We start from the raw sequence: 13,271 nt of genomic DNA on the forward strand, positions 1-13,271 counted from the left end.
CACCGGAACATCCCGCAGGGAACCAAACGCCCCGCTCGTCCGTACCAAGGATGAGCGGGGCGGGGCATTGCCAGGGGCAGTCCCACGAAGAGCAAGGGGAAGAGATGGACGAGGCCGCAGCCGGTCCCGGTATGCAGGACGCCCACCGGGTGCCGATGTGCTACCGGCACCCGGACCGCGAGACCGGCGTGCGCTGCACCCGCTGTGAGCGCCCCATCTGCCCCGAGTGCATGGTCAGCGCCTCGGTCGGCTTCCAGTGCCCCGAGTGCGTGCGCGGCGGCAGCGGTACGGGGCACGCCCCGACGGCGTCCCAGCCGCGCACGATCGCCGGCGCCACGATCACGTCGGACCCGCGGCTGCTCACCAAGCTGCTGATCGGGATCAACCTCGCCGTCTTCCTGGTGCAGCTCTCCCTGGGTGACAGCTTCACCAACCATTTCGAGCTGATCGGCCGGGCCCAGTACTCCCTGTTCGGCCCCGTCGAAGGCGTCGCCGAGGGGCAGTACTACCGCCTGCTGACCGCGATGTTCCTGCACGGCGGCTACACCCACATCCTCTTCAACATGCTCAGCCTGTGGTGGATCGGCGGCCCCCTGGAAGCGGCCCTCGGCCGTGCCCGCTATCTCGCGCTGTACTTCGTCTCGGGCCTGGCCGGCAGCGCGCTCACCTATCTGCTCGCCGAGCCCAACATGCCCTCGCTCGGCGCCTCCGGAGCGATCTTCGGGCTCTTCGGCGCGACCGGCGTGCTGATGCGCCGCCTCAACTACGACCTGCGCCCGCTCGTCGCCCTGCTGGTGATCAACCTGATCATCACCTTCAGCCCCGGCTTCAACATCGCCTGGCAGGCCCATATCGGCGGTCTCGTCGCGGGCGTCGCCGTGGGTTACGCGATGGTCCACGCTCCGCGCGAGCGGCGGACACTGGTCCAGTACGGCGCCTGTGCGGTCGTGCTCGCCGTCGTGGTGGTGCTGACGCTGGTCAGGACCACTCAGCTCACCTGATCCACACCTGATACCGAACCGTTGTCCACAGCGTGTGCCGGATCTTGTGCACCGCGTGGGGGCACAGCTGTGCCCCCTGCCGCTCGGATGTGTTTCCGCAGGTCGGGCAGGGGGCGAACAGGTGTGTGAGCGTCGGTAGGGCAGTCACACCGGCGTCAACACCCGATGAGTTATCCACAGATCGTCGTTCTTTTTCCCCACTGTGGAAAACGGCTGTGGATAACTCAGTGGATAGCCCTGGGTAGAGCTACTTCCACTGGGTGGAGACACCGAAGCCGGCGGCGATGAAGCCGAAGCCGACGACGATGTTCCAGTTGTCCAGCGCGTCGATGGGCAGCGAACCGTCAGTCACATAGAAGACGACGATCCAGGCCAGACCGATGACGAACATGGCCAGCATGACGGGGGCGACCCAGGCTCGGTTGCTCAGCTTGATCGCCTGCGCCTGCTTCGCCGCAGGCGGCGAGTAGTCGGCCTTCTTGCGGATACGTGACTTCGGCACGAGGGTCTCTCCTGTCGATGCGCTGCGTGGCCGCGCAGGGAACTGGGTCGGGCTCGGGGCAGCGTACAAGGGCTCAACATGACGACTCTGTGTGCTCCCCCGGGCGTCCGTTAGCGTAGTGCTTCCGTGGCGCCGAAGGAGATAAGGGTACGTTGAGCAATTCTGCCGACTCCCCCGGGACGCAATCAACGGGCTCCGGCCCTGGCCGCAGGCCGCGTCTCCGCCCTGTGCGGATGCTGACGGCGGCCGTCTTCGCCCTCGCGGGGCTCATCTTCTTCACCAGTTTCAACACGGCCAAGGGCACCGACATCCGTCAGGATGGCTCATTGCTGAAGCTGTCCGACCTGATCCAGCAGCGCAGCCGCAAGAACAAGGACCTGGACGAGTCCAACGCGGCGTTGCGCGGGAACCTGGAGTCGCTCGCCGAGAGCGACGACGGCAGCAGCAAGGCGCAGGACCGCAGGCTCAGCGGCCTGGAGAAGAGTGCCGGCACCCAGAAGCTCACCGGCCACGCCCTCAGCGTCACCCTGAACGACGCCCCGCCGAACGCCACCGCCAAGCTCCCCGGCTACCCCGAGCCGCAGCCCGACTATCTGGTCATCCACCAGCAGGATCTGCAGGCCGTGGTGAACGCCCTGTGGCAGGGCGGCGCCCAGGGCATCAAGGTCATGGACCAGCGGCTGATCTCGACCAGCGCGGTGCGCTGCGTCGGCAACACGCTGATTCTCCAGGGCCGGGTCTACTCACCGCCGTACAAGATCACGGCGATCGGGGATCCGGACAAGCTGCAGCAGGCGCTCGCGGCGAGCAAGGCGATCCAGACCTACATGGTGTACGTCAACGTGTACGGCCTCGGCTGGAAAGTCACCGACGACGGAACGGTGACTCTTCCCGGCTACTCGGGCACAGTGGATCTGCACTACGCGAAGCCCGTGCAGTAGCCATCCGTCAGCCGCCCTTCACGGAGGCGCCGGTGCGCGTGATCGTCCGGACCGTCAGCGAGCTGTGCATCACCGTCGGCACCCTGATCGTGCTCTTTGTCGCCTACGTCTTGTTCTGGACGGGCGTGCGGGCCGACGGCGCCATGAGCGACCAGATCGACCAGCTGCACCGGCAGTGGTCCCAGGGAAGCGTGCCGAAAGCGGGCAGCTCGGGCGAGCGCTCGGTGTCCGTGGCGAAACCGGCGCCGTACCACTACGGCAAGGCCTTCGCGATCATGTACATCCCGCGGCTCGGTTTCACGTGGAACAAGCCGGTTCTGGAGGGCACCGGCCGAGACGTGCTGGCGAAGGGCCTCGCCCACTACGCGGGCACCGCCCAGCTCGGCCAGGAGGGGAACTTCGCGGTGGCCGGTCACCGGCGGACGTACGGCGACCCGTTCAAGGACTTCCCCGAGCTGCGCCCCGGTGACGCCGTCGTCCTCACGGACGGAACGACCTGGTTCACGTATCGGATCGACCAAGGGCCCTACAAAACCGTGCCGACGGACGTTGAGGTGATCGACCCTGTGCCACGTAAGTCCGGGTATACGCGTCCGGGCCGTTATCTGACGCTGACCACGTGCGATCCGGAATGGGGGCACAGTCACCGACTGATCGTCTGGGCGCACCTGGACTCCACACAGTCTGTGGAGGCAGGCGAACCGAAGGCTCTGCGCCGTTAGTCTGGTGGCGTACGGCGTGAGTCTGGTGCCGTGGGGAGACGGAAGGAACGGCATGTACGGCTGGATCTGGCGGCATCTGCCGGGGAACGTGTGGGTGAGGGCGCTCATCTCGCTCGTACTGGTCCTGGCCGTGATCTACATCCTCTTCCAATACGTCTTTCCGTGGGCCGAACCGCTGCTGCCCTTCAACGATGTGACGGTGGACAACCAGTGAGTGCGCGGATTCTCGTCGTCGACAACTACGACAGCTTCGTCTTCAACCTCGTCCAGTACCTGTACCAGCTGGGTGCCGAGTGCGAGGTACTGCGCAACGACGAGGTGTCGACGGCGCACGCCCAGGACGGCTTCGACGGTGTGCTGCTCTCGCCCGGCCCGGGGACGCCGGAGGAGGCGGGCGTGTGCGTGGACATGGTCCGCCACTGCGCCGCGACCGGGGTACCGGTGTTCGGCGTCTGCCTCGGCATGCAGTCGATGCAGGTGGCGTACGGCGGTGTGGTGGACCGGGCGCCCGAGCTGCTGCACGGCAAGACCTCGCAGGTGGAGCACGAGGGCAAGGGCGTCTTCGCGGGTCTGCCCTCCCCCTTCACGGCGACCCGCTACCACTCCCTGGCGGCCGAGCCGGCGACGGTGCCGGCCGAGCTGGAAGTCACCGCCCGCACCCACGACGGCATCATCATGGGCCTGCGGCACCGTGAACTCCTGGTCGAGGGTGTGCAGTTCCATCCCGAGTCGGTACTGACCGAGCACGGTCACCGGATGCTGGCCAACTGGCTGGTGGAGTGCGGCGATCAGGGTGCCGTGGCGAGGTCGGCGGGGCTCGCCCCGGTGGTGGGCAGGGCCACGGCGTGACCGCGCTGCGCCCGGAGCGCGAGACCGATGCCTCGTACGGGGATCAGTCGTACGAGGCTTCCGGTGCGCTTGGGGACTACGGGCAGTCGAGCGAACAGTCGTACGGCGAACCGTATCGGCCCGTCCTGGACGACGAGACGATGGCGCTGCGGATTCCGGATGCGCCGCACGGCCGCGAGAGCGAGCCCATACGGGCCTCTGCGGCCTCTTCCGCCTCCTTGGCCACAGCGCCCACCGCCGGTGGGCGTGCTGCCCGCAGAAAGGCCGCCAAGCGGCGCGGAGGGCGCCATGGCGGCGGCCGGGAGGCGGCACCCGCCGAGACGCCGCCGGGGGACGCGGAGCCCGGCCGGCCGCTGTCCCGGGTGGAGGCGCGGCGGCAGGCGCGGCTGCGCAAGGCGAGCCCGGGCGTCATCGCGAGCCGGGTGGTCGGCGAGGCCTTCATCACCACCGGTGTGCTGATGCTGCTGTTCGTCACCTATCAGCTGTGGTGGACCAACATCCGCGCCCAGGCCCAGGCGGGCAGCGAGACGCACCAGCTGCAGAACGACTGGGCCAGCGGCAAGCGCAATCCGGGTGTCTTCGCGCCGGGGCAGGGCTTCGCCATCCTGCACATCCCCACGCTGGACGTGGTCGCGCCGATCGCGGAGGGCGTCAGCACCGAGAAGGTGCTCAACAAGGGCATGGTCGGGCACTACGGCGAGCCCCCGCTGAAGACCGCGATGCCCGGCGACAAGACCGGCAACTTCGGGCTCGCCGCCCACCGCAACACGCATGGCGAACCGTTCCGGTACATCAACAAGCTCAAGCCCGGCGACGCGGTCGTGGTCGAGACGCAGGACAAGTACTTCGTGTACAAGGTGACCAGGACGCTGCCGGTGACGTCGCCGTCCAACACCAGTGTGCTGAATCCGGTTCCGCCGGGCTCGGGCTTCACCGAACCCGGCCGCTACATCACCCTCACCACGTGCACGCCGGAGTTCACCAGCAAGTACCGGTTGGTTGTCTGGGGCAAGATGGTCGAGGAACGCCCGCGCAGCAAGGGCAAGCCGGACGCGCTCATCGAGTAGGGCTTCAGCGAGTAGGGGCAGAGGAAACTGTGGCAGCGACCACCGACGACACCGCAGAACACACGGACGCGTCCGACCCGAGTCCCGCCCCGCGCGACCGGCGTCCCGGCCGGATCGCGAAGGCGGTCAGCGTCTTCGGTGAACTCCTCATCACGGCAGGGCTGTTGCTCGCCCTGTTCGTCGTCTACTCGTTGTGGTGGACAAATGTAATAGCGGATCGCAAGGCGGACAAGCGCGCCGACAAGGTCCGCGACCACTGGGCGCATGCGACGGACACCGGTCCGGGGGCGCTGGACACCAAGGACGGCATCGGCTTCCTGCATGTACCGGCGATGAAGAACGGCGAGGTCCTGGTCGAGAAGGGCACGGGCACGGACGTCCTCAACGACGGCGTGGCCGGCTACTACCTGGACCCGGTCAAGGCCACGCTCCCCACGACCGGCAAGGACGGCAACTTCACCCTCGCCGCCCACCGGGACGGGCACGGGGCGAAGTTCCACAACATCGACAAGCTGAAGACGGGCGACCCGATCGTCTTCGAGACGCGGGACGACTGGTACGTCTACAAGGTCTACTCGATCCTTCCGGAGACCTCGAAGTACAACGTCAAGGTCCTCTCGTCGGTCCCGAAGGAATCCGGCAAGCAGAAACCGGGCCACTACATCACCCTGACGACCTGCACCCCTGTTTACACCTCGGAGTACCGCTACGTGGTGTGGGGCGAGCTGGTGCGGGTGGAGAAGGTGGACAGCAAGCGGACGCCGCCGAAGGAACTGCGAGGCTGACAGCGACGGGAAAAGGGTCCGCCCCGGGAACGCGCGTTCCCGGGGCGGACCCTTTTGACGGTGGCCGGGTCAGCCGTTGTTGCCGCCCAGGAAGCCGCCGTTGTCGTTGCCGCCACCGCCGAGGTCCAGGGTGGTCAGGACGATCTGGGTGGTGCTCGGGTCGGCCTGGGTTCCCGCCGTCGGGGTCTGCTGGATGACCCGCGCCTTGTCGTCGTTGGCTCCGCTGACCTGGATGTTCGTGTAGCCGCTCTGCTGCAGGATCTGCTCGGCCTGCTTCAGGGTCTGGCCCGTGACGCTCGGCACCTGGCCCTGGGTCTGGCCGCCGCCCTGGAACTTGCCGACGTTGATGGCGACCGGCGTGTTCTTGTCCACCTGCTGGCCCGCCGCCGGGTTGGTCGAGAGGACCTTGCCGTCCTGGGTCTGGTCGGTGGTGGGAGTGTCGGTGCAGTTGCCCGGGGCCAGGCCCAGGTTCGTCAGCTCGGACTTGGCGTCGTCGCAGGACTTGCCGACGATGTCGGCGGGGATGGTGACCTTCTCCGCGGCCTTGGCGATGGTCAGCGTGATCGTGGAGCCCTTCTGGCGCTGCTTGCCGCCGATGGGGTCCTGGTCGAGGACGCTGTTCGGGTTCTCGGTGGAGACACGGGTCTGCGTCTTCACCACGAACTTGTAGTCATCGCTTTCCAGCTTCGCCTTGGCGTCGTCCAGGCTCAGGCCGATAACGCTGGGTACGGTGACCTTCGGTGCGCCCGTCGAGACCACCAAGTCGATCGTGTCGCCCTTCTTCGCCTCCGTCTTGGGCTGGGGGTCCTGGCTGCAGACGTTGCCCTTCGCCTGGGCGTCGCAGGGCTTTTTGGTGATCGACACCTTCAGGTCGACGTTGTCGGCCATCCCCCTGGCCGTGCTCTCGGACACGCCGACGAAGTTCGGCACCGGCACCTTGCCGTCCCCGGCGTTGTGTCCGCTGGCCACCCACTTGCCGATCAGGATCGCGCCGATCAGGACCAGGATGCCCGCGACCACCAGCAGGATCGTGGAGGTGTGGGACTTCTTCTGCTGCCGGCCGCGGCGGCCGGGGCCGTCGTCGTAGCCGTAGCCACCGTCGTCCGGGTTCATCGGCGGGAGCATCGTGGTCGCTCCGCCGCCGGCGTCGGGGCGCAGGGCCGTCGTCGGCTGGTCGTCGGGGTAGCCGCCGTAGCCCACCGCGCCCATCGCGGCCGTCGCCGCGACCGGCTGGCCGTCCAGGCAGGCCTCGATGTCGGCGCGCATCTCGTCGGCCGACTGGTAGCGGTAGTCCGGGTCCTTGACCAGCGCCTTCAGGACGATCGCGTCCATCTCGGGGGTGATCTCGGGGTCGAAGACCGACGGGGACTGGGGTTCCTCGCGGACGTGCTGGTAGGCCACGGCCACGGGGGAGTCGCCGATGAACGGCGGGCGCACCGTCAGCAGCTCGTAGAGGAGGCAACCCGTCGAATACAGGTCCGAGCGGGCGTCCACCTGCTCGCCCTTCGCCTGCTCCGGCGAGAGGTACTGGGCCGTGCCGATGACCGCGGCAGTCTGGGTCATGGTCATACCGGAGTCGCCCATGGCGCGGGCGATACCGAAGTCCATCACCTTGACCTGGCCGTTGCGGGTCAGCATGACGTTGGCCGGCTTGATGTCGCGGTGGACGATGCCGCTGCGGTGGGCGTACTCCAGGCCCTGGAGGATGCCGACGGTCATCTCCATCGCGCGCTCGGGCAGGAGCTTGCGACCGGAGTGGAGGAGTTCGCGGAGCGTGGAACCGTCTACGTACTCCATCACGATGTACGGGATGGAGACCCCGTCGATGTAGTCCTCGCCCGTGTCGTAGACCGCGACGATCGCGGGATGGTTGAGCGAGGCGGCCGACTGGGCCTCCCGGCGGAACCGAGCCTGGAAGGAAGGGTCGCGTGCCAGGTCGGCGCGCAGCGTCTTCACTGCCACGGTGCGGCCGAGCCGGGTGTCATGCGCGAGGTAGACCTCCGCCATGCCACCACGACCGAGCACCTGGCCCAGTTCGTACCGGCCGCCGAGGCGACGCGGCTCTTCCATAGCTACCTACCAGCCCTCTCCGTCGGTCCCGGCCACGCACCGTCGTGCGCCGCCGGAGGCTGCCGTCCGGGCCTACCGTACCCGGCTCGCTTTGTGTGACCTGGCCAAGCCCGCAACCCGATACAGGACCGGTATCGCAACGTGCAACGATGTGAAGGAGACGTGACGGGGGTCACTTCTTCGATTGGATGACCGCCTGCATGACGTTCTTCGCGATCGGTGCCGCGAGGCCGCCGCCGGAGATGTCGTCGCGGTTGGCGCTCTCGTCCTCGATGACCACGGCCACGGCTACCGGCGAGCTGCCGTCGGGCAGCTTGGCGTAGGAGATGAACCACGCGTACGGGTTGGCGCTGTTCGCCACACCGTGCTGCGCGGTACCGGTCTTGCCGCCGACCATGACGCCGGGGATCTTCGCGTTCGTACCGGTGCCCTTGTCGACCACCGTCTGCATCATGTCCTGCAGGACCTGCGCGTTGGCCGAGGTGAGAGGCCGGCTCATCTCCTGCGGCTCGGTCTGCTCGACGGTGTCGACGTTGGAGGACTGGAGCTTGTCCACCATGTACGGCTTCATCAGCTTGCCGTCGTTGGCGACCGCCGAGGCGACCATGGCCATCTGCAGCGGGGTCGCGGCGGTGTTGAACTGGCCGATGGAGGACAGCGCGGTCTGCGAGTGGTTCATGTTGTCGGAGAACACCGACGCGTTGGAGCGGACCGGGGTGAACTGCTCGGAGTCGAAGCCGAACTTCTTCGCCTCGTCCAGCATCTTCTCGTTGCCGAGGTCGGAACCGATCTTGCCGAAGACCGAGTTGCAGGACCAGCGCAGCGCCTCACGCAGGGTGGCGTTCTTGCACGGGATGTTGCCCTCGTTCTTCAGCGGGGTCGTGGTGCCCGGCATGATCCACGGCAGCGGGGAGTCCGTCTGCTCGTCGGCCGACTTGTACAGCCCGTTCTCCAGCGCGGCCGCCGCGGTGACCACCTTGAACGTGGAGCCCGGCGGGTAGGTTTCGCGCAGCGCCCGGTTCAGCATCGGCTCGGCCTTGTTGCTCTTCAGGTCGTTCCAGGCCTTGGCGTCGCTGTTGCGGTCGCCCGCGAAGGACGAGGGGTCGTACGACGGGTAGGAGGCCAGCGCGAGGATCTTGCCGGTGGATGGATCCAGGGCGACGACCGCGCCCTTGCCGCCCTGCTTGGCCAGGCCGCTGTACGCCGCCTTCTGCGCGGCCGCGTTCAGCGTGGTGACGACGTTGCCGCCCTGCTTGGTCTTACCCGTGATCATGTCGAGGGTGTTGCGGAAGAACAGCCGGTCGTCGTTGCCGGTCAGGATGCCGTCGTCGATCTTCTCAAGCTGGCTGCCGTCGAACGCCTGCGAGGAGTAGCCGGTCACCGGAGCCCACATGGGTCCGTCCTTGTACGTGCGCTTGTACTTGAACTGCCGGCCCGTGGACTCGACGGAGCCGGTTATCGGATTGCCGTCGACGATGATGTCGCCGCGTGGGTTGGCGTAGCGCTCGATGGAGACCCGGCGGTTGTCCTTGTTGCTGGCCAGCTGGCCGGCCTCGACGTACTGCAGATAGTTGTCGCGGATCAGCAGGGCCAGGACGAGGAGGCCGCAGAAGATCGCGATCCGGCGCAGGGGCTTGTTCATGACGGGCGGACCACCTGGGTCATCTCGGCGTCGGGATTGGCGGCGGGGGCGGGCGCCGGGCGGCGGGCGGTGTCGCTGATGCGGATGAGGATGCCGATCAGCGCCCAGTTGGCCAGCACGGAGGAGCCGCCGTAGGCGACGAAGGGCATCGTCATACCGGTCAGCGGGATGAGCCCCATCACACCGCCGGCCACCACGAAGACCTGGAGGGCGAAGGCGCCGGACAGGCCGACGGCGAGCAGCTTGCCGAACGGGTCACGGGCGGCGAGGGCGGTGCGCATGCCGCGCTCCGCGATCAGGCCGTAGAGCAGCAGCATCGCCATGATGCCCGCGAGCCCCAGCTCCTCGCCGAAGGTCGCGAAGACGAAGTCGGAGTTCGCGGCGAACTTGATCAGGTCCGAGTGGCCCTGGCCCCAGCCGGTGCCGAGGGTGCCGCCGGAGCCGAACGCCCACAGGGACTGCTGCAGCTGGTCGGAGTGGAGGATGCCGTCATGGGTGATCTGGCGGCTGAGCTGGTACTCGCGCATCGGGTCGAGCCAGGCGTTCACACGCGTCTGGATGTGCGACTCGAAGCTCGCCACACCGACGGCGCCGACGGCGGACATCAGCAGACCGAAGACGATCCAGCTGGTCCGCTCGGTGGCGACGTACAGCATGATGACGAACATTCCGAAGAACAGCAGCGAGGTGCCGAGGTCCGTCTCGAAGACCAGGATGAGGATCGAGATCGCCCAGACGACCAGGATCGGACCGAGGTCACGGCCGCGCGGCAGGTACAGGCCCATGAAACGGCGGCTGGCCAGGGCCAGGGCGTCGCGCTTCACCATCAGGTAGCCGGCGAAGAAGATGGCGAGGACGATCTTGGCGAACTCGCCGGGCTGCAGGGAGCCCAGGCCGGGGACGCGGATCCAGATCTTGGCGCCGTAGATGTCGGCCCCGAGGCCCGGCACCAGCGGCAGGATCAGCAGGGTCAGGGCGCAGAACATCGAGATGTACGTGTACCGCTGCAGGACGCGGTGGTCCTTCAGGAAGATCAGCACGGCCGCGAACAGGGCGATGCCGAGCGCGGTGTAGAGCAGCTGGCGGGGAGCAGCCGGTGAGAAGCCCTTCAGCGACTGCAGCAGCTTGGACTGGTCCAGCCGCCAGATGACGACGAGCCCGAGCCCGTTGAGCAGTGTGGCCAGAGGCAGCAGCAGCGGGTCGGCGTACGGCGCGAACTTCCGTACGGCGAGGTGGGCGACGCCGGCCAGCAGACCGAGGCCGAGGCCGTACTCCAGCAGCCCGGCGGGCACATGGTTGTTGATGGCCAGGCCCACGTTGGCGTAGGCGAACACCGGGATGACCACGGCGAAGACCAGCAGGGCCAGCTCGGTGTTGCGGCGGCTCGGTGCGCCGATCGCGCCGATCGTGGAGGTGTGGTGCGTCGGCGAGTTAGTCGTACTGCTCATCGTGTGACAGGGCCTCTCGCGGCTTCGCTACTGCTTGCCGCACTGATCGACGACCTTCTGCTCATCCTCGGAGAGGCTCGGGCCGGGGTTCGGAGTGGCGGTCGGGGACGGGGGCTTCGAGGATGTCGGGGGCTTCTTCGAAGTCGAACCCGTCGACGGGTTCGGCGTCGGTGATGCCTTGGACGTGAAGGCGGTACGGGTGGTTCCCGTGGTGCCTCCGGCCTCGCCCTGGCCCGAACTGGCGTTGCGCTCGGACTCGGCGGTCTGGCGCTCCGCCTGCTTCCGGCATGCGGAGGCCTGCACGGACAGCGCCTCGACCTTCGCCTGGGCCTGCTGCAGACCGCCCGCGGTGATCGTGGCCTTCACCTGCTTCTGCTGGTACGGAGGCAGGTACTTGAGTTCGATCTCGGGGTGGTCCTTCTCGACCTTCGACAGCGACACCCAGGCCAGGTCCTGGCTGATCCCGCGGTACAGCGCCACGTGCGCGCCGTTGGCGCCGACGTAGTACTGCGTCTGCGTCCAGCGGTAGCCGCCGTAGAGGCCGCCGCCGATGACGGCGAGCGCGAGGGCGCTGTAGAGGGTGCCCTTCAGCCACTTGCGGCCCCTGCGCGGCTTGGTGAAGTCGTCGTCCGCGTAGTCGTCGAAGTCACCCGCCGGGACGTATCCGGTGGTGTCGCCGGAGCCGGGCGGGCCGAACTCGCCGCCGCCGTGCCCGGGCGTCTGGCGGCCCAGGTGGGAGGCGCGGCCGGCCGGGGTCTGCATGATGCCGTTGTCGTGCAGGTGGTGCTGGTTCTCGGCGACCGCGCCGACCACGACCGGCTGGTCGGACAGCTGTCCGGCGAGGGTGTCGCCGGTGTCCAGGTCGAGGACGTCGGCGACGATGACGGTGATGTTGTCGGGGCCGCCGCCGCGCAGCGCGAGCTGGATCAGCTCCTGCACGGTCTCCTGCGGGCCCTGGTAGCTGGCGAGGGCCTCTTCCATCGTCTGGTGGGAGACGACACCGGACAGGCCGTCGGAGCAGATGAGGTAGCGGTCGCCGGCCCGGACCTCGCGGATCGACAGGTCGGGCTCGACGTGGTCGCCGCTGCCGAGGGCGCGCATCAGCAGGGAGCGCTGCGGGTGGGTGGTGGCCTCTTCCTCGGTGATCCGGCCCTCGTCGACCAGCCGCTGCACCCAGGTGTGGTCCTGGGTGATCTGGGTGAGGACTCCGTCACGCAGCAGATAGGCGCGCGAGTCGCCGACGTGGACCATGCCGAGGCGCTGCCCGGTCCACAGCAGGGCGGTGAGCGTCGTGCCCATGCCCTCCAGCTGGGGGTCCTCCTCGACCATGGCACGCAGCTGGTCGTTGGCGCGCTGCACGGCCTCGCCGAGGGAGGTGAGGATGTCGGAGCCGGGCACGTCGTCGTCGAGCGTGACCAGGGTGGAGATCACCTCGGAAGAGGCGACCTCGCCGGCCGCCTGGCCGCCCATGCCGTCGGCGATCGCGAGCAGACGGGGACCGGCGTAACCGGAGTCCTCGTTGCCCTCGCGGATCATGCCCTTGTGCGATCCGGCGGCGAAGCGCAGTGACAGACTCATGCGCACCTCGCCCGTCGGCTCAGAATGCAGCCGGTCGTGTCGAGCCACACTGCCCACCCTCCGGTCGGGAGCGCGCCGGAGACCGGGGTGCGGCCTCCCGCTGCGTGCTCGCTCCGCTCGCGCTCACTCATGATGTAGCACTACTTCCGCAGCTCGATGACGGTCTTGCCGATGCGGATCGGCGCGCCCAGCGGGATCGGCGTGGGGGTCGTCAGCCGGGACCGGTCCAAGTAGGTGCCATTGGTGGAGCCCAGGTCCTCGACGATCCACTGACCGTCGCGATCCGGGTAGATCCTGGCATGGCGGCTGGAGGCGTAGTCGTCGTCCAGCACGATCGTGGAGTCGTGCGCCCGGCCCAGCGTGATCGTCTGGCCCTGCAGCGCGACCGTGGTGCCGGTCAGTGTGCCTTCGGTCACGACCAGCTTGGAGGGGGCGTTGCGACCGCGTCGGCCGCCGCCCTGCTGGCCGCGCTGCTGCGGGGGCGCGGCGGGCTGTTGCCGGGGCGCCTGCTGCTGGCGCCCGGCCTCCCTGCGCGATCCGCGCTGGGTGACGCGCGTACCGAACAGGTCGCTCCGGATGACCTGCACGGCCACGATCACGAACAGCCACAGTACGGCCAGGAAACCCAGCCGCATGACCGTGAGGGTCAGCTCTGACATTGCCCCC

Annotated in this window: 13 protein-coding genes; 7 read left to right on the forward strand and 6 right to left on the reverse strand. The window is 68.1% G+C overall.

Annotated elements, in window-relative coordinates:
• Positions 1–104 precede the first annotated feature (104 nt).
• Positions 105–1,001 (forward strand): rhomboid family intramembrane serine protease, encoded by an 897-nt coding sequence (locus AQI95_RS01225; protein WP_067115789.1) that lies wholly within the window; start codon positions 105–107, stop codon positions 999–1,001.
• Positions 1,002–1,248: 247 nt separating this feature from the next.
• Here AQI95_RS01225 and crgA read toward each other — a convergent pair whose 3' ends face one another.
• Entirely contained in the window at positions 1,249–1,503 is a 255-nt protein-coding gene (crgA, locus tag AQI95_RS01230; RefSeq protein ID WP_067115792.1) for a cell division protein CrgA, read from the reverse strand.
• 152 nt (positions 1,504–1,655) lie between these two features.
• On the opposite strand from crgA, the gene AQI95_RS01235 reads away from it, so the two are divergent.
• From AQI95_RS01235 to AQI95_RS01255, 6 genes are read left to right on the forward strand one after another with little or no spacing between them, the layout of a single operon-like run.
• A complete protein-coding gene (locus tag AQI95_RS01235) occupies positions 1,656–2,444 on the forward strand; it encodes a DUF881 domain-containing protein (protein ID WP_067115795.1) in 789 nt (262 codons plus the stop codon).
• A 32-nt stretch (positions 2,445–2,476) separates the two neighbouring features.
• Complete coding sequence (locus AQI95_RS01240) at positions 2,477–3,166, forward strand: class E sortase (RefSeq protein ID WP_067115798.1); 690 nt, start codon at positions 2,477–2,479, stop codon at positions 3,164–3,166.
• A 52-nt stretch (positions 3,167–3,218) separates the two neighbouring features.
• Positions 3,219–3,380: a hypothetical protein gene (locus tag AQI95_RS44350; RefSeq protein WP_208614037.1), complete on the forward strand. Its 162-nt coding sequence runs from the start codon at positions 3,219–3,221 to the stop codon at positions 3,378–3,380.
• On the forward strand, positions 3,377–4,015 hold the full coding sequence (locus AQI95_RS01245; protein WP_067115800.1) for an aminodeoxychorismate/anthranilate synthase component II: 639 nt from the start codon (positions 3,377–3,379) through the stop codon (positions 4,013–4,015). The genes AQI95_RS44350 and AQI95_RS01245 overlap by 4 nt, the downstream gene beginning before the upstream one ends.
• Positions 4,012–5,082 (forward strand): class E sortase, encoded by a 1,071-nt coding sequence (locus AQI95_RS01250; protein WP_067115803.1) that lies wholly within the window; start codon positions 4,012–4,014, stop codon positions 5,080–5,082. Before AQI95_RS01245 ends, AQI95_RS01250 begins: the two co-directional genes overlap by 4 nt.
• Positions 5,083–5,111: 29 nt before the next feature.
• Positions 5,112–5,867, forward strand: a complete 756-nt coding sequence (locus AQI95_RS01255; protein ID WP_067115807.1) for a class E sortase — start codon at positions 5,112–5,114, stop codon at positions 5,865–5,867.
• A gap of 69 nt (positions 5,868–5,936) precedes the next feature.
• On the opposite strand, the gene pknB is transcribed toward AQI95_RS01255, so the two are convergent.
• The 5 genes from pknB to AQI95_RS01280 all read right to left on the reverse strand — a co-directional run bounded on the left by pknB (position 5,937) and on the right by AQI95_RS01280 (position 13,264).
• Entirely contained in the window at positions 5,937–7,937 is a 2,001-nt protein-coding gene (pknB, locus tag AQI95_RS01260) for a Stk1 family PASTA domain-containing Ser/Thr kinase (RefSeq protein ID WP_067115810.1), read from the reverse strand.
• 172 nt (positions 7,938–8,109) lie between these two features.
• A complete protein-coding gene (locus tag AQI95_RS01265) occupies positions 8,110–9,579 on the reverse strand; it encodes a peptidoglycan D,D-transpeptidase FtsI family protein (protein WP_067115813.1) in 1,470 nt (489 codons plus the stop codon).
• Positions 9,576–11,027, reverse strand: coding sequence for an FtsW/RodA/SpoVE family cell cycle protein (locus AQI95_RS01270; RefSeq protein ID WP_067115816.1), 1,452 nt, complete (start codon positions 11,025–11,027; stop codon positions 9,576–9,578). Before AQI95_RS01270 ends, AQI95_RS01265 begins: the two co-directional genes overlap by 4 nt.
• A gap of 27 nt (positions 11,028–11,054) precedes the next feature.
• Positions 11,055–12,605, reverse strand: a complete 1,551-nt coding sequence (locus tag AQI95_RS01275) for a Stp1/IreP family PP2C-type Ser/Thr phosphatase (protein WP_208614038.1) — start codon at positions 12,603–12,605, stop codon at positions 11,055–11,057.
• Between the two features lie 140 nt (positions 12,606–12,745).
• Complete coding sequence (locus tag AQI95_RS01280) at positions 12,746–13,264, reverse strand: FHA domain-containing protein FhaB/FipA (protein ID WP_067115823.1); 519 nt, start codon at positions 13,262–13,264, stop codon at positions 12,746–12,748.
• Between the last annotated feature and the right edge of the window lie 7 nt (positions 13,265–13,271).

The sequence above is a fragment of the Streptomyces yokosukanensis genome, from assembly GCF_001514035.1.
In the GTDB taxonomy this organism is placed as follows: Bacteria; Actinomycetota; Actinomycetes; order Streptomycetales; family Streptomycetaceae; genus Streptomyces; species Streptomyces yokosukanensis.

Coding starts and splice junctions, on each gene's coding strand:
- AQI95_RS01280 (WP_067115823.1), bottom strand. CDS start 13,264: ATGTCAGAGCTGACCCTCACGGTCATGCGGCTGGGTTTCCTGGCCGTA.
- pknB (WP_067115810.1), bottom strand. CDS start 7,937: ATGGAAGAGCCGCGTCGCCTCGGCGGCCGGTACGAACTGGGCCAGGTG.
- AQI95_RS01265 (WP_067115813.1), bottom strand. CDS start 9,579: ATGAACAAGCCCCTGCGCCGGATCGCGATCTTCTGCGGCCTCCTCGTC.
- AQI95_RS01225 (WP_067115789.1), top strand. CDS start 105: ATGGACGAGGCCGCAGCCGGTCCCGGTATGCAGGACGCCCACCGGGTG.
- AQI95_RS01270 (WP_067115816.1), bottom strand. CDS start 11,027: ATGAGCAGTACGACTAACTCGCCGACGCACCACACCTCCACGATCGGC.
- AQI95_RS01275 (WP_208614038.1), bottom strand. CDS start 12,605: ATGAGTCTGTCACTGCGCTTCGCCGCCGGATCGCACAAGGGCATGATC.
- AQI95_RS44350 (WP_208614037.1), top strand. CDS start 3,219: ATGTACGGCTGGATCTGGCGGCATCTGCCGGGGAACGTGTGGGTGAGG.